The sequence below is a fragment of the Enterobacter sp. ODB01 genome (assembly GCF_001623605.1).
In the GTDB taxonomy this organism is placed as follows: Bacteria; Pseudomonadota; Gammaproteobacteria; order Enterobacterales; family Enterobacteriaceae; genus Enterobacter; species Enterobacter kobei.
Genome location: NZ_CP015227.1, coordinates 2,391,690 through 2,409,041, shown reverse-complemented (window position 1 = coordinate 2,409,041; position 17,352 = coordinate 2,391,690). Strand labels below are relative to the sequence as shown.

The window sequence follows — 17,352 nt, the reverse complement described above, 5'->3', positions numbered from 1 at the left end:
TCATGCCACTGGCAAAAACAAAGTCAATCCACTGATTTAGCCGGCTCGCACGATATGTTCCCTGTCGATTTAAAAAACTTATCCTGCTAATGCAGTGCCTGCTATAGATATTAATTATGTCTCTGTTTTTATTTATTAATGGTAGAAATTAAAACAAAACGACAGTCGAAAAATTTCATGAATGAAAAAAGAAAAGCCGGGCGCTATGTCCCGGCTTTTATAACAAAAAATAAGATTAGCTGGCGATGGCCATACCGACCGTCATATGCAGACCATAAAAGACGCCACGACCAATCAACTCCCCTGCCAGCACCAGCACAAAGGCCAGTGATAACAACGGCAGAGCAGGCTGGTAGCCTTTTAGCTGAGGCGCGATCCAGAATACCAACGCCGCTACCAGCAGCACGATACGCCAGGCCATCAGAGAACCGTAATCCGGCACCAGCGCAGAGGCCTGCTGAATCGAGCTATGAATGGTGGCCAGCTCAGCACCCTGCATAAGAGCAACGATTGCACTCACTACCAGCGCCAGCAGCGATACGGCTGGCAGCAAACGCATTGCCCAGCCGTCTACCCCCGCCACGCGCAACAGCAGATAGCCGAGCAGCGGCCCGCCGATAAACATCGTCAGGAAGAAGCTCATTGGCGTCCAGACGCTGTACCAGGTAGGGACGGTATCAATGGTGTTATAGACACGCACCATCATCCATACAAACACCACGCCCAGCACCATGGTCACGATCAGCCAGAGGCTACGCAGACCTGCAGGCAATTTTTTAAGCGCTGCCAGCAACCAGCCCAGCCCGCCGATGGCGAAGAAAATCGCCCCGCTGGCAATCTCGTTACTGAGGGACGATGCCCCCACGCGGTTAAGCGAGTTAAACGCGCGCATCGGTGAGCCCAGGTGCAGCGTAGAGGCGATAAAACCAATCCCCATCAGCACCCACAGGCCAAACATGCTCAACACTAAACGCTGCTGCTGTTCAGCAGTGAGTTGACCTTTCAGCAGTGCCAGCGCGAGCACGATGAAGCCACCCGCCACGCACTGACCAAAGACCGTGAAGATCATCAGCGGCCATTCATGCCATCCACTTCCCATCTCACACCTCCTTCGGGTTTGCCAGGTAGCCGGTGGTATCACCTGTTGGACGGCTGTTGGCGTTAGGTTTAATCACAATACTTGGCTTCGTGAAGTGCGCGGACGGCAGCGGTGCTACCGCAGCAAGCTGACCATGTTTTTGACGCAGTTCTTCAATAGGGCCAAAGTCCAGCGCGCGCAGCGGACAGGACTCGACGCAGATCGGTTTTTTGCCATCCGCGACGCGAGAGTGGCAGCCGTCGCACTTGGTCATATGCCCTTTGGCGGCATTGTACTGAGGCGCGCCGTACGGGCAGGCCATATGGCAGTAGCGGCAGCCGATACAAACATCTTCATCCACGACCACGAAACCGTCTTCACGCTTGTGCATCGCCCCGCTCGGACAGACCTTCGTACAGGCCGGGTCTTCGCAGTGGTTACAGGCAATCGACAGGTAATAGGCAAACACGTTCTGATGCCAGACACCGTTATCTTCCTGCCAGTCACCTCCGGCGTATTCGTAGATGCGACGGAAACTCACGTCTGGGGTGAGATCTTTGTAATCTTTACAGGCCAGCTCGCAGGTTTTGCACCCGGTGCAACGGCTGGAATCAATGAAAAATCCATACTGGGTTGTCATCGGTTACTCCTTAAACCTTTTCAACCTGAACAAGGTTTGTGTGAGACGGGTTGCCTTTCGCCAGCGGCGACGGACGCTGCGTGGTCAGTACGTTAATGCTGCCTGCCTGATCGATGCGGTTGGCATCAGGGCTGTACCATGCCCCTTCTCCCAGCGCCACGACGCCTGGCATCATGCGTGGCGTGACTTTGGCTTCAATGTGTACCTCACCGCGGCCGTTGAAGATGCGCACGCGATCGCCATTGTTAATACCACGCGCTTTCGCATCCATCGGGTTGATCCACATCTCCTGGCGGCAGGCGGCTTTCAGTACGTCGACGTTACCGTAGGTGGAGTGAACGCGTGCTTTATAGTGGAAACCGGTCAACTGCAGCGGGAATTTCGCCGTGAGCGGGTCGTTATAGTTTTCGAATCCTGGCGTGTAGATCGGCAGCGGATCGATAACGTCCCCCTCCGGCAGCTCCCAGGTAGACGCAATTTTTGCCAGTTCTTCGGAGTAGATTTCAATTTTGCCCGATGGCGTAGTCAGCGGGTTCGCCTGCGGATCTTCGCGGAACGCTTTGTAGGCAACGTGATGCCCTTCAGGATCGCGCTGTTTGTACATGCCCTGCTTGCGGAAGGTATCGAAATCCGGCAGGTCTGGGATGGCTTTGCGGGAGAGTTCATGCAGATGGCGCATCCAGCCTTCCTGAGTACGTCCCTCGGTAAACTGCTGCTCAACGCCCAGACGCTTCGCCAGCTCGGAGGTCATCTCATAGATGGTTTTGCACTCGAAGCGCGGTTTGATCGCCTGATCGGTGAAGATCACGTAAGACATGTTGCCGCAGGAGGCATCCAGCGCGAAGTCCATCTGCTCAGACGCGGTGCAGTCCGGCAGCAGAATGTCGGCGTATTTTGCCGAGGAGGTCATGTGGCAGTCGATCACCACAATCATCTCGCACTTCTTGTCGTCCTGCAGGATTTCATGAGTGCGGTTGATTTCCGAATGCTGGTTGATAAGACAGTTACCGGCGTAGTTCCAGATCATCTTGATCGGCACGTCCAGCTTGTCCTTACCGCGCACGCCGTCGCGCAAGGCGGTCATTTCCGGGCCACGTTCAATCGCATCGGTCCACATAAACATGGAAATGCTGGTTTGTACCGGGTTGTCCAGCGTTGGCATACGTTCAAACGGGACTTCATATGAGCCTTCACGCGCACCAGTGTTACCACCATGAATCCCCACGTTGCCGGTCAGAATGGAGAGCATGGAGATTGCGCGGGTGGCAATTTCACCGTTCGCATGACGCTGCGGTCCCCACCCCTGGCTGATATAGGCCGGTTTGGCTGAGCCAATCTCACGCGCCAGTTGAACAATACGCTCGACCGGAATACCGGTGATGGTGGACGCCCACTCCGGCGTTTTCGCCACGCCGTCGCTGCCCTGACCGAGAATATACGCCTTGTAGTGGCCATTAGCTGGGGCACTGGCTGGCAGGGTTTTCTCGTCATAACCGACGCAGTATTTATCCAGGAACGGCTGATCGACGAGATTTTCAGTGATCATCACCCACGCCAGCGCGGAGACCAGCGCGGCATCGGTACCTGGGCGGATTGGGATCCACTCATCTTCGCGTCCTGCACCGGTGTCGGTATAGCGCGGATCGATAATGATCATGCGGGCATTGGATTTAGCACGCGCCTGTTCGAGGTAGTAGGTCACCCCGCCGCCGCTCATACGCGTTTCACCCGGATTGTTCCCGAACAGAACGACCAGCTTGCTGTTTTCGATATCAGACGGGCTGTTGCCGTCTGCCCAGCCACCGTAGGTGTAATTCAGTCCTGCGGCGATTTGTGCAGAGGAGTAGTCACCATAGTGGTTAAGATAACCGCCGCAGCAGTTCATCAGACGCGCCACCAGCGTTTTTCCCGGTGGCCAGGAGCGGGTTAGCGTGCCGCCCAGCGTTCCGGTACCGTAGTTCAGGTAGATGGATTCGTTGCCATACTCTTTGATCAGCCGCTGCATATTGGTGGCGATAATATCGTAGGCTTCATCCCAGCTAATGCGCTCGAACTTCCCTTCCCCACGTTTACCCACGCGCTTCATTGGGTACTTAAGACGATCCGGATTATAGACGCGACGACGCATGGAGCGGCCACGCAGACAGGCGCGAACCTGGTGTAACCCTTCGTAGTTATCGTCCCCGGTATTGTCGGTTTCGACATATTTTATTTCGCCATCCACTACGTGCATACGCAGCGGGCAACGGCTACCGCAGTTTACCGTACAGGCACTCCACACCACTTTTTCCGGGACTGAGGCCGGGGATAGTGCATCCGCCGCTGACGCCAGTCGGGTAAAAGGGAGCGTGAAAGCGCTGCTGGCTACAGCCAGGCCGCCTATTGCCGTGGTTTTCATCAAACCACGGCGAGTGACCTCGGCAGCCAGCAATTCTTCAGGCGCGTTGATTTTCATAGAGACTCACTTTGGTTGCTCACAAAGAAAAGAGAGGCGGCACAAACCGCTATGTAGTTTTATATATAACGAAATTATTCGTTATCAGCTTTTTCTGCTGACTTTCATTCGGAGGAGTATTACTACTTTAGAGGCAGGGGGTATTGCGTCGTATCAATTCACAGGCATAAAAAAAGCGCCCGAAGGCGCTTTTTTTGTTTTGAGGCACATATTTAGCCAATGTACTGCTGACCTTTCATGTATGGGCGCAGCACTTCAGGGATCTCAATACGGCCATCTGCCTGCTGATAGTTTTCCAGCACGGCAACCAGCGTACGACCCACAGCCAGACCAGAGCCGTTCAGGGTATGCACCAGACGGGTTTTCTTGTCAGATTTACTGCGGCAGCGTGCCTGCATGCGGCGCGCCTGGAAATCCCAGACGTTAGAGCAGGAGGAGATTTCACGGTAGGTGTTCTGCGCAGGTACCCACACTTCCAGGTCGAAGGTTTTGCAGGCACCAAAGCCCATATCACCGGTACACAGCGCCATACGACGATACGGCAGGCCCAGCAGCTCGAGGACTTTCTCGGCGTGACCCGTCATCTCTTCCAGCGCGTCCATGGAGTCTTCCGGACGAACAATCTGCACCATCTCGACTTTATCGAACTGGTGCATACGGATCAGACCACGCGTGTCGCGGCCATAAGATCCCGCTTCAGAACGGAAGCACGGAGAGTGTGCGGTCAGTTTGATCGGCAGTTCGTCTTCGTCGATGATCTCATCACGGACGAGGTTAGTCAGCGGCACTTCTGCGGTAGGGATCAGCGCATAGTTGCTGCTGTCTGCTTCTTCATCCAGCGGACGGGTATGGAACAGGTCGCCGGCAAATTTCGGCAGCTGACCCGTACCGTACAGCGTATCGTGGTTGACCAGATACGGGACGTAGGTTTCGCTGTAACCGTGCTGCTCGGTGTGCAGATCCAGCATGAACTGGGCCAGCGCACGGTGCAGATGGGCAATCTGGCCTTTCATCACCACGAAGCGAGAACCGGTCAGCTTAACCGCGGCCGCAAAGTCCAGACCCGCGTGCATTTCGCCCAGCGTGACGTGATCGCGCACCTCGAAGTCGAACTCGCGAGGCGTACCCCAGCGTTTCACTTCAACGTTGTCGTTCTCGTCTTTGCCGACAGGCACGCTGTCGTCAGGAATGTTCGGGATCGCCAGCGCAATATCGCGAATTTCGGCCTGAAGAACGTCCAGCTCGGCTTTCGCCTGATCCAGCTCTTCACCCAGTTTGTTCACTTCCAGGCGTAATGGCTCAATATCTTCCCCGCGCGCTTTCGCCTGGCCAATGGATTTCGATCGAGAATTACGCTCTGCCTGCAGATTTTCAGTTTGTACCTGCAGAACTTTACGACGCTCTTCAAGAGCGCGCAGCTTATCTACATCCAGCTTAAAGCCCCGGCGTGCCAGTTTTTCAGCGACTGCGTCTGGCTCATTACGCAGCAGATTGGGATCGAGCATGCTTATCCTGTGCTTATCGAATTAAAATAGGAAAATGTGACCACAGCCTGCGGTCACAAGGATACTATGCCAACATTACCGCAACGATCGAACTAACGGTAGCGTTTTATAGGGCTATTTTGATCCTGTCCGGCGAGCCAGGTGAGCTTTTCACCAATCTTGCCCTCAAGACCTCTGTTTGTAGGGTGATAATAGCGGGTTTGTGCCATTTCCTGCGGGAAATACTCCTCCCCGGCGGCATAGGCGTTGGGCTCGTCATGCGCATAGCGATACTCCTGCCCGTAGCCCATCTCCTTCATCAGTTTGGTTGGCGCGTTGCGCAGATGAACCGGCACATCGTAATCCGGGCGTTCACGTGCGTCCGACATCGCGGCCTTAAAGGCGGTATAGACAGCATTGCTTTTCGGCGCGCAGGCCAGATAGACAATCGCCTGCGCAATCGCACGCTCGCCTTCTGCCGGGCCCACGCGGGTAAAGCAGTCCCAGGCAGAAAGGGCAACCTGCATGGCGCGCGGGTCAGCATTGCCGACATCTTCTGAGGCAATCGCCAGACAGCGGCGCGCCACGTACAGCGGATCGCCACCCGCGGTGATTATGCGCGCGTACCAGTAAAGCGCCGCATCCGGGGCGCTGCCGCGGACGGACTTATGCAATGCCGAGATCAGGTCGTAGAAACGATCGCCTTTATTATCAAAACGCGCGCTGCGCTCACCGGCAATTTCGGTCAGGAGTTCCGGCTTCAGCACCCGCTTTCCGGCATCATCCACTTCGGCCATATCGGCCATCATTTCCAGGGTGTTCAGCGCGCGGCGCGCATCGCCATTAACCAGCTCCGCAATCGCCCTGCGCGTTTCGTCAGGCAGAACGATATCCTGCCCGCCGTAGCCGCGTGCTTTATCGTCCATCGCCTGGGTCAGAACCTTTTCGATATCCTCGGCGGTCAGGGATTTGAGCAGGTAAACGCGGGCGCGAGAGAGCAGCGCCGAATTCAGTTCAAACGAGGGGTTTTCGGTGGTCGCGCCGATGAAGAAAATTGTGCCGTCTTCAATATGCGGCAGAAAAGCATCCTGCTGGCTCTTGTTGAAGCGGTGAACTTCGTCGACAAAGAGGATGGTGCGGCGCCCGGCATTACGGTTCTGGCGCGCGCGCTCGATTGCCTCGCGGATCTCCTTTACGCCGGACGTGACCGCCGAGATACGTTCGACGTCAGCGTTGGCATAGCGGGCAATCACTTCAGCGAGGGTCGTTTTGCCGGTCCCGGGTGGTCCCCAGAGGATCATGGAGTGCAAATGCCCGGCCTCAATGGCCCGCGGCAAAGGTTTCCCCGCAGCCAGCAGGTGCTGCTGGCCGATGTACTGCGCTAAATTTTCTGGCCGCATACGAGCGGCCAGAGGTTGAAACGCATTATCTGAAAAATCGAGCGACAGATTGCTCACTCATGCCTCTTACTTATTGCGTTGGTCGTCCACCGTTACGCCCTGCGGCGGGGTGAAGGTGAATTTCGATGCATCCACGGCGCCGTTCTGCTGAGACTTGAGCTGGTAGCTGCTGCGCTGATCGTCCTGCTCAACCGCGCCGAACTGATTGATGGTCCCGTTGGTGCTGACGTTGATGGTGAACTGCTTCAGGTTGCCGTTGCTGCCTTTCGGCGTCAGGACAAACTCATCACCGTTCTGCTTAATATTGTACTGCTGCCAGTCGCTGGCCTGGTTGCGGGCAATCAGCATAAAGGGCGTATTGCTGGTGGCATCTTTCAACCAGGTTGCCGTGGCCTGCTCAACGAACGGGTTGAAGAACCACAGTGTTTTACCGTCAGAGACCAGGATGCTCTCATCCGGCTGAGTCATGTGCCAGTTAAACAGATTCGGGCGTTTTACCCACAAATCTCCCTGACCTTCCTGCACCGCGTTGCCGCTGCCGTCAGTCACTTTCTGCGTGAAGCTGGCGTGGAAGCTGCTCACTTTATCCAGTCGGCTTTTAAGGTCGCTGGCCGCATCAGCCCAGACGCTGCTGGCAACAAAACTGGTGAGTAATGCACAGGCGATGGCGATTTTTTTCATTGTTATTCCTTAAAATACGTCTTCCCGAAATGGGGTTTCCGTCATCTATTCTGGACCTGCCCGAAGGCAGGCGACAGAAGAAAATGCTTAATTTTGGCTGATTTACCCTTCTTTGCAATCGCTGAAGGTTAATCAAACGGCGGCGGCGCCAGCACCTCGCGGTTACCGTTATGCCCCTGCTCGCTCACGATGCCCTGGGCTTCCATCTGTTCGATGATACGCGCCGCGCGGTTATAGCCAATGCGGAACTGACGCTGGACGCCAGAGATCGAGGCTTTACGTTTTTCGGTGACGAAATTAACCGCCTGATCGAATAACGGATCCAGCTCTTCGCCGCCGTCAAAGCCACCGCCGCCGCCTTCGCTTTCCGTATCGCTGGTAATACCGTCCACATATTGTGGGCGACCGCGTGCTTTCCAGTCCTGCACGACGGCGTGAACTTCTTCATCGCGGACGAACGCACCGTGGACACGCACCGGAGAGGTGGAGTTCGGGCCGGAATAGAGCATGTCACCCATACCCAGCAGCGACTCTGCGCCGCCCTGGTCAAGAATGGTACGGGAGTCAATTTTACTTGATACGGTAAAGGCGATACGCGTCGGAATGTTCGCTTTGATAAGACCCGTAATAACGTCCACCGAAGGACGCTGGGTGGCCAGCACAAGGTGAATACCGGCCGCACGCGCTTTCTGCGCCAGACGAGCAATCAACTCTTCCACCTTCTTACCGACGGTCATCATCAGGTCAGCAAACTCATCCACCAGCACGACGATGTAAGGCAGTTTTTCCAGCACCGGATGCTGGGCATCCATGCTATCGCCCGGCTTCCAGTAAGGATCCGGAATCGGACGTCCCATGCGCATCGCCTGGGCGATTTTCTCGTTATAACCGGCCAAGTTACGCACGCCCAATGCAGACAACAACTTGTAGCGGCGTTCCATCTCGTTGACGCTCCAGCGCAGGGCGTTGGCAGCGTCTTTCATGTCGGTGACCACTTCCGTCAGCAGATGCGGGATACCTTCGTAGACGGACAGTTCGAGCATTTTCGGGTCGATCATGATGAAACGCACATCTTCCGGCTGCGCTTTGTAGAGCATGCTGAGGATCATGGCGTTCACCCCGACGGACTTACCGGAACCGGTCGTACCGGCCACCAGCAGGTGAGGCATTTTCGCAAGATCTGCCACCACCGGATCGCCGGCGATATCTTTACCCAGCACGACGGTCAGTGGGGATGGGTTATCACGGAACTTGGTGTTGTCCAGCACTTCACGCAGGTAGACGGTCTGACGTTTTTTGTTCGGCAGTTCAAGACCCACGTACGGTTTACCCGGAATCACTTCCACCACACGCACCGCCACGGTCGACAGAGAACGCGCCAGGTCACGAGACAGGTTAGAAATACGCGCGGCTTTTACGCCCGGCGCCAGGTTCAGTTCGAAACGGGTGATGACCGGACCCGGGGAGTAGTTCACCACATCCGCCTTAATGCGGAAGTCAGCCAGACGGGCTTCCACCAGACGGGCCATCTGCTCCAGAGCAAAAGTATCAACCGGCTCGACTTCAGCAGGAGGTGGCGTCAGCAGATCCAGTGACGGCAGCGGCGTGCTTGGACGCTGCAGCGGACGGCTGTCACCGTTACGCATCAGCAGCGGGTGAATCAGGCTCTCCTGCGGCTGTGGCGCTGGCTGCTGGAACTGCGGCGGCTGGTGTTGTGGCTGCTGCGGTTGAGCATACGGCTGCTGAACCGGTTGTTGCGGCTGCGCGTAGGCCTGCGGGGCAGGCTGCTGACGCACAGGTTCAGCTTCAGGCATCACGCTCGGGGTAAATAAAGGCTCACTCGGACCATCATCCACCAGGTCTTTCATTGGTGAGAACTCGAAATCAGACAATGAGAACGGGTTGGCACCCGTTGGCTGTTCCCCGGAGTAGCGCTGCTGTTGCGTTGCCGCGAACTGACGCGCTAACTCTGCCTCTGCAGCTTCATCTTCATCTTCATCGTCCAGAGCGGGCTCATCGTGCTGGTATTCTTCACCGTAGCGTTGATTCTGCTGTGCCGCGAACTGGCGAGCCAGTTCGTCCTGCTGCATGTCATCTGCGTCATCTTCGTAGTCCGACTCACGTGCTTTTTCTTCGGCCATACGCTGGGATGGCAGTTTGATGCCGTAAGAGGCAAGTTCACGACGGGTAGGAACGCGAACGCGGTTAGGGCGTGGCAACTGTGGACCAATCCCCTCTTTCACCTGAGGACGCGGTGCGCCACCCGTAGCCAGGCTGAAGACAGGTGCGGCAGCAGCAGCGGCCACGGTGGCCTGCTTCACGCTTTCGGCGACAGGTGCAACCGCAGGCGTCGCGTCGACCGGCGGAACCGAAACTGAAGGTGCCTTCGTAACGGGCTCCTGCGCGGGTTCAGGCACAGGCTGATACCAGGCCGCCAGCTGCTCGCGTTCACGGGCGCGGCGTTCTTCAACTTCTTCAAAATAGTACATTGGCGGACGAGACGGTTTCACCTCTTCCATCACCTCAGGTTCAGGCTGAGGCTCTGCATATGGCTGCGCAGGTTCAACCGGTTCAGGCACATACTCCTGATACGGCTGGGCCACAGGCTGCTCATAGTGCTGCGGTTCATACTCAGGTTGCGGCGGCTGGTAAGGCTGCTGCCACGGTTCCTGCTGCACAGGAATATAGCTTTCAGGTTCAGGCGCGATGACGGGCTCCGGCGTATGAACACCGGGCGCGGTCTGCCACACAACGTTTGGCTGCTGAATAACGGATTCTGGTGGTGGAACCGGCGCGGATGGCATCACGGCTTCGACAGGCGCGGCATACGCCTGCGCGGCCGTCGTGGCGGCTGCGGCTGCCGCAACCGGTGCGCTGACCGAATGGCCGTTCAGCAGCGGATCGTATTCGTCAAATTCACCCGGGGTAGCACGGCTGCCGGAGAACAGCACATCATCAGGATCGACAGCGGCACCCGCGGCACGGTACTCAACCTGCTCGTCTTCATCCATACGTTTACCGGAGAAGAGCGCGGCATCCGTTTTGCGTCCAAGCGGGTTGGCAAATTTTTCCGCGACGCGCTGGCGACGCGCCAGGGCACCGCGCAGAATACGGGCACGACGAGATTCACGACGCGGTACCGGGGCCTCGTCTTCCTCTTCGTACTCTTCTTCATAGTCGTCATCATCGACCCACGTATCGTCGCGGCGGGTCCGGTTGCTGGCGAACGTCAGGATCGTGAGAATAAAGCTGCCGATTTTTTCGGCAATGCTCACCCATGACCAGCCGGTAAACAGCGTCAATCCTGCCGCCCAGATGCACAGCAGCGCCAGCGTGCCACCGCTGCTGTGCAGCATGGGCTGTAACGCAGAACTGAGCAGGCTACCAATGACCCCGCCGGAGGCGAAGTACCAGATGTCATCGGCGTTAATCGCCGCCAGCCCGCAGGAGGTGAGGATCAGTGCCAGCGCGCCAATCAGGCGCAGGGAAACCGCAAAATAGTCGATGTAATCATCGTTCTGACGATGACGCCATGCAAACCAGCATCCGCCGATGATAATGACGGGAATGGTGTAGGCCATCACACCGAATATGAAAAAGAGCGTGTCCGCAAGCCAGGCACCGGGTACACCACCTAAATTATGGATAGGTTCATGCCATGCGGTTTGTGACCAGCTGGGATCGGAAGGGTTGAAACTGAGTAAGGCTGCCATCAGCCAGACGGCAAAAAGGGCAATAACAATCAGCAAAGCCTCGAGGAGACGACGTCCGCTGCTTAGCTTCGATAGTGTGACTTCTTTGTCTTCAGTGTATTCCTGGCTCAAGAAAGGCTCTCCAGGTATCAGGCATATCCTGCCTGTTTGCTAAAACGGACAACAGCGCCGGGACTCCCCGGCACTGTTGCTGTATGGATTAACAGGAGTGTAATCAAACTACGCTGATTTTGCACCTGTTCCGTGTTAGCGCGTCTTAATAACCAGACGATTGCTCTGTTTGACCTCTTCCATCACCACATAAGTACGGGTGTCGTTCACGCCTGGCAGACGCAGCAGGGTTTCCCCCAGCAGCTTACGGTAGGCGGACATATCAGGCACACGGGTTTTCAACAGGTAGTCGAAATCACCGGACACCAGGTGACACTCTTGAATTTCTTCAAGTTTTTGTACAGCGGCGTTAAATTGCTCAAACACATCCGGTGCACCACGATTCAGAGTAATCTCAACAAATACCAGAAGTGAGGCATCCAGATAATGCGGGTTCAGCAGAGCCGTATAGCCCTGAATAAAACCCTGTCTTTCCAGTCGGCGCACACGCTCAAGGCACGGCGTCGGGGAAAGACCCACACGTTTTGAAAGCTCGACGTTGGAAATACGCCCATCCTTTTGCAATTCATTAAGAATGTTACGATCGATACGGTCGAGATCTTTGCCAGGGCGCTTCTTGCTATCTACCATTATTATTGTCTCTCTGTATTCCTTCCCTACTCCTGCCTGGACCCTGTGCACATCACTGTTCAGAGCCTGTACCCGTTAGTCATCACATCGCCTGGTTATGTATTTGACGCGATGCGGATTCGGGTTCTATTGGTAAGAAGACCGTTGCCCGAAGGCCGTCACCGACATCACGTATGGCGTCTGTCCACGCCATGCGTAGATTTCACTGACACGGTAAAAATGGCATTTACGTGCATGCCTATGCGGCATACGGTTAACGCGGTTTTTTTTCTTCCTTGAATGTTTTCGCAAAAGCGCAGGGGATTGTCAAAGCAAAACATCGATTTTTAGTACAAGATGCCGGATATTCATTACGGAGGGGTATTAATCCTCATTTTACTGACTTATAAACGCGCGATTTTCAGCAGCAGACGTGATAACACTGCGCCAGATCCATCGGGCGTGGCTATTGCATATATCGAAAGCAAAACTCCAGTGCTCTTTTTTTACGGCAACAAATTCCCTACAATCCAGCCCATTGCCTGCCAACAACAATGGGGATCTCATGGGCACGACCAAACACAGTAAGTTGCTAATCCTTGGTTCCGGACCTGCGGGATATACCGCGGCGGTCTATGCTGCACGCGCTAACCTGCAACCGGTACTGATCACCGGTATGGAAAAAGGCGGTCAGCTGACCACCACCACAGAAGTGGAAAACTGGCCAGGCGACCCGAACGACCTGACCGGGCCGCTGCTGATGGAGCGCATGCACGAGCATGCCGCGAAATTCGAAACTGAAATCCTGTTCGACCATATCAACAAGGTCGATCTTCAGAACCGTCCGTTCCGCCTGACGGGTGACAGCGGCGAGTACACCTGTGACGCGCTGATTATTGCCACCGGCGCCTCTGCCCGCTACCTCGGCCTGCCGTCTGAAGAAGCGTTTAAAGGCCGCGGCGTCTCTGCCTGCGCAACCTGCGACGGTTTCTTCTATCGCAATCAGAAAGTCGCGGTTATCGGCGGCGGCAACACCGCCGTGGAAGAAGCGCTCTACCTGGCAAACATCGCCTCTGAAGTGCACCTGATCCACCGTCGTGACACTTTCCGCGCCGAGAAGATCCTGATCAAACGTCTGATGGATAAAGTGGCGAGCGGCAACATCGTGCTGCACACCAATCGCACCCTGGAAGAAGTAACGGGCGATCAGATGGGCGTTGCCGGACTGCGCATTCGTGACACCCAGAACACCGATAACGTCGAAACGCTGGACGTGGCTGGCCTGTTTGTGGCAATCGGTCACAGCCCGAATACCGCTATCTTCGAAGGTCAGCTGGAACTGGAAAACGGCTACATCAAGGTGCAGTCTGGTATTCACGGTAATGCAACTCAAACCAGCGTCCCTGGCGTGTTCGCTGCTGGTGACGTGATGGACCATATTTACCGTCAGGCGATCACCTCTGCGGGCACCGGCTGTATGGCCGCGCTGGACGCAGAACGCTATCTTGATGGACTGGCTGAACAAGGTAAATAATCTTTACAAGTCAGTAACAAACGTAAATAAAGGCGGCCACAGGTCGCCTTTATTTTTGCTCGCGTGTAACATGCAGATGTCTAATTTCTTATAACGTCACCTGCAAAATACGCAATGGAAAAAACCCGTCAACAAGAGTTAACACGCTGGCTGAAACAGCAAAGCGTTATTTCCCGCCGCTGGCTTACGATCTCCCGTGTTCTGGGGTTTGTCAGTGGTCTGTTGATTGTTGCCCAGGCATGGCTGCTGGCCCGCATTCTTAACCACATGATCATGGAGAACATTCCGCGCGAAGCGCTCCTGATGCCTTTTATCGTCCTGGTCCTGATTTTTATCCTGCGCGCATGGGTGGTGTGGCTGCGCGAGCGCGTCGGTTTCCATGCCGGACAGCATATCCGCTACGAGATCCGCCGTCAGGTGCTCGATCGTCTGCAGGAAGCCGGGCCCGCGTGGATCCAGGGTAAACCGGCCGGAAGCTGGGCGACGTTGATCCTTGAACAGATTGACGATATGCACGACTACTACGCACGCTATCTGCCACAGATGGCGCTTGCCGTCTTCGTTCCGCTGCTGATTGTGATCGCCATCTTCCCGGTGAACTGGATGGCTGCGCTGATCCTGATGGGCACCGCGCCGCTGATTCCCCTCTTTATGGCGCTGGTCGGAATGGGTGCTGCGGATGCCAACCGCCGTAACTTCCTGGCACTGGGGCGCTTAAGCGGCCATTTCCTGGACCGTCTTCGCGGCATGGAAACATTGCGCATTTTTGGTCGTGGTGAAGCGGAAACCGAAAACATTCGTCGGGCATCGCAGGACTTCCGTCAGCGCACCATGGAGGTGTTACGCCTGGCATTCCTGTCGTCCGGCGTACTGGAGTTCTTTACCTCGCTGTCTATTGCCCTCGTGGCGGTCTACTTTGGCTTCTCCTATCTGGGCGCGCTGGATTTCGGTCATTACGGCACGGCAGTGACCCTTTCCGCCGGTTTCCTGGCGCTGATCCTGGCCCCGGAATTTTTCCAGCCGCTTCGCGACCTGGGGACGTTCTATCACGCCAAAGCGCAGGCAGTTGGCGCAGCTGACAGCCTGAAAACATTCCTGGAGACGCCGCTGGCGCATCCGGATCGGGGTGACGTGACGCTGAACAGCAAAGAGCCGGTAACCCTCGACGCGAGCGATTTCTGCATCCTCTCGCCGGAAGGGAAAGTGCTGGCAGGCCCGCTGAACTTCACCCTGCCGGCCGGAAAGCGCGTGGTGCTGGTTGGCACCAGCGGTTCCGGGAAAAGTTCTCTGCTGAATGCGTTATCCGGTTTTATGGCCTACACCGGTTCACTGCGGATCAACAAAACCGAACTGCGTCATCTCGATCCTGACGCCTGGCGTCAACAGCTCAGTTGGGTGGGGCAAAACCCGCAACTGCCTGCCTCTACGCTGCGTGAAAACGTTCTGCTGGCGCGCCCGGATGCGCGTGAAGATGAACTGCAATCGGTTCTCGACCGCGCCTGGGTCAGCGAGTTTCTGCCGATGCTCCCGCAAGGTATAGATACCGTGGTCGGCGACCAGTCTGCCGGGCTGTCGGTTGGACAGGCGCAGCGCGTGGCCGTTGCCCGCGCTCTGCTTAACCCGTGCCAGCTGATGCTGCTGGATGAACCCGCAGCCAGTCTGGACGCACACAGTGAGCAGCGCGTCATGGCGGCGCTGAACGCCGCCTCCTTGCAACAAACCACGCTGATGGTTACCCATCAGCTGGAAGGGATTGCTGACTGGGACGAGATCTGGGTGATGGAAAACGGACGTATTGTTGAACAAGGCGATTACGCCTCACTCGTTGCCGCGCAGGGGCCGTTTGCCGCCCTGCTGGCAAACCGTCAGGAGGACATCTGATGCGTGCTCTGCTGCCTTATCTTGCACTCTATAAACGCCATAAATGGATGCTGACGCTGGGGATTGTGCTGGCCATTGTGACGCTGCTCGCCAGTATCGGCCTGCTCACGCTTTCCGGCTGGTTTCTGTCGGCCTCGGCCGTGGCGGGGTTCGCCGGATTATACAGCTTCAACTATATGCTTCCGGCGGCAGGTGTTCGCGGTACAGCCATTACCCGCACGGCCGGACGCTATTTCGAGCGTTTAGTCAGCCACGACGCCACGTTCCGCGTCCTGCAGCATCTGCGTATCTACACCTTCAGCAAACTGCTGCCCCTCTCCCCTGCCGGGCTGGCGCGTTTTCGTCAGGGTGAATTACTGAACCGTGTCGTTGCGGATGTCGATACGCTGGATCACCTTTACCTGCGCGTGATCTCCCCGATCGTGGGCGCGTTTGTGGTGATTGTGGTGGTCACGCTGGGGCTGGCTGTTCTGGATGTTCCCGTTGCGCTAACGCTCGGCGGGATCATGCTGTTAACGCTCATTATTCTGCCGCCGCTGTTTTACCGCGCCGGAAAATCCACGGGGGAAAACCTGACGCGTCTGCGCGGCGATTACCGCCAGCAGCTGACCTCCTGGCTTCAGGGGCAGGCAGAGCTGACCATTTTTGGCGCCAGCAAGCGCTATCGCGCCCGGATGGAAAGTACGGAGCTGAACTGGCACGAAGCCCAGCGCCGTCAGTCTGAACTGACGGCCTTCTCTCAGGCGCTGATGATGTTGATCGGCGGCGTGGCGGTGATTGCCATGCTGTGGCTGGCTTCCGGCGGAGTTGGCGGTAATCCTCAGCCAGGTCCGCTTATTGCCCTCTTCGTTTTCTGCGCACTGGCCGCTTTTGAAGCGCTGGCACCGGTAACGGGCGCTTTCCAGCATCTTGGTCAGGTGATCGCCTCTGCCCTGCGCATCACCCAGATTGCCGAGCAGGAGCCTGAGGTAACGTTCAGCGCAGCGCAGACCGCGGTGCCTGAGCAGGTGACGCTGACGCTTGATGACGTGACCTTCGCCTATGACAAACAGGCGCAGAATGCGCTGGAAGGTATCACTCTGTCAGTTGATGCGGGGCAGCGGATTGCGATCCTTGGCCGCACCGGCTGCGGTAAATCGACGCTGCTACAGTTGTTGACCCGCGCCTGGGATCCGCAGCACGGCCAGATTCGCTTCAATAATACGTTGCTGACAGATTTCAGCGAGCAGGCGCTACGTAAGACCGTCAGCGTCGTTCCACAGCGTGTGCATCTGTTTAGCGCCACCCTGCGCGATAACCTGTTACTGGCCGCGCCGGAGGCTTCGGACGACGCGCTTCGCGCCACGCTGGAACAGGTCGGGCTGCAAAAACTGCTTGAGGACGACGGGCTGAACAGCTGGCTGGGTGAAGGTGGTCGTCAGCTCTCCGGTGGAGAACTGCGTCGTCTGGCGATTGCGCGTGCGCTGCTGCATGATGCACCGCTGATGCTGCTCGACGAACCGACTGAAGGACTGGATGCGACGACTGAGAGTCAAATCCTTGATTTACTGGCGAATGTGATGGCAGGGAAAACCGTGCTGATGGTCACACACCGCCTGCGTGGACTGGCAAGTTTTGATCGGATAATTGTAATGGACAACGGACACATTATTGAGCAAGGTAGTCACGCAGAGCTGTTGACGAAACAGGGTCGCTACTACCAGTTTAAACAGCGTCTGTAGACTATATTTGTAGCGTCCTCACTCGCGTACTGGAGTTTTGCTGTC

The 17,352-nt window shown here is 56.4% G+C and carries 11 protein-coding genes; 3 read left to right on the top strand and 8 right to left on the bottom strand.

Features of this window, described 5'->3' with window-relative positions; genetic code table 11:
- Positions 1-235: 235 nt before the first annotated feature.
- The 8 genes from A4308_RS11450 to lrp form a co-directional block, all read right to left on the bottom strand.
- Entirely contained in the window at positions 236-1,099 is an 864-nt protein-coding gene (locus A4308_RS11450; RefSeq protein ID WP_014883209.1) for a dimethyl sulfoxide reductase anchor subunit family protein, read from the bottom strand.
- A 1-nt stretch (position 1,100) separates the two neighbouring features.
- Positions 1,101-1,718, bottom strand: coding sequence for a DMSO/selenate family reductase complex B subunit (locus A4308_RS11445; RefSeq protein WP_014883208.1), 618 nt, complete (start codon positions 1,716-1,718; stop codon positions 1,101-1,103).
- A 10-nt stretch (positions 1,719-1,728) separates the two neighbouring features.
- Positions 1,729-4,173, bottom strand: coding sequence for a dimethylsulfoxide reductase subunit A (dmsA, locus tag A4308_RS11440; protein ID WP_023338208.1), 2,445 nt, complete (start codon positions 4,171-4,173; stop codon positions 1,729-1,731).
- A 212-nt stretch (positions 4,174-4,385) separates the two neighbouring features.
- On the bottom strand, positions 4,386-5,678 hold the full coding sequence (serS, locus tag A4308_RS11435) for a serine--tRNA ligase (protein ID WP_023332538.1): 1,293 nt from the start codon (positions 5,676-5,678) through the stop codon (positions 4,386-4,388).
- Positions 5,679-5,770: 92 nt separating this feature from the next.
- Entirely contained in the window at positions 5,771-7,114 is a 1,344-nt protein-coding gene (rarA, locus tag A4308_RS11430; protein ID WP_014883205.1) for a replication-associated recombination protein RarA, read from the bottom strand.
- 9 nt (positions 7,115-7,123) lie between these two features.
- Positions 7,124-7,738: an outer membrane lipoprotein chaperone LolA gene (gene lolA, locus A4308_RS11425; RefSeq protein WP_014883204.1), complete on the bottom strand. Its 615-nt coding sequence runs from the start codon at positions 7,736-7,738 to the stop codon at positions 7,124-7,126.
- A 128-nt stretch (positions 7,739-7,866) separates the two neighbouring features.
- A complete protein-coding gene (locus A4308_RS11420; RefSeq protein ID WP_063308519.1) occupies positions 7,867-11,562 on the bottom strand; it encodes a DNA translocase FtsK 4TM domain-containing protein in 3,696 nt (1,231 codons plus the stop codon).
- A gap of 135 nt (positions 11,563-11,697) precedes the next feature.
- Positions 11,698-12,192, bottom strand: coding sequence for a leucine-responsive transcriptional regulator Lrp (gene lrp / locus A4308_RS11415; RefSeq protein WP_000228469.1), 495 nt, complete (start codon positions 12,190-12,192; stop codon positions 11,698-11,700).
- A 544-nt stretch (positions 12,193-12,736) separates the two neighbouring features.
- Here lrp and trxB point away from each other — a divergent pair.
- The 3 genes from trxB to cydC all read left to right on the top strand — a co-directional run bounded on the left by trxB (position 12,737) and on the right by cydC (position 17,307).
- Positions 12,737-13,705 carry a thioredoxin-disulfide reductase gene (gene trxB / locus A4308_RS11410; RefSeq protein ID WP_023332535.1) on the top strand — a complete coding sequence of 323 codons (969 nt, stop codon included), beginning with the start codon at positions 12,737-12,739 and terminating at the stop codon, positions 13,703-13,705.
- Positions 13,706-13,819: 114 nt separating this feature from the next.
- Entirely contained in the window at positions 13,820-15,586 is a 1,767-nt protein-coding gene (gene cydD / locus A4308_RS11405) for a heme ABC transporter permease/ATP-binding protein CydD (protein WP_023332534.1), read from the top strand.
- Positions 15,586-17,307, top strand: a complete 1,722-nt coding sequence (gene cydC / locus A4308_RS11400; protein WP_045281067.1) for a heme ABC transporter ATP-binding protein/permease CydC — start codon at positions 15,586-15,588, stop codon at positions 17,305-17,307. The genes cydD and cydC overlap by 1 nt, the downstream gene beginning before the upstream one ends.
- Positions 17,308-17,352 lie beyond the last annotated feature (45 nt).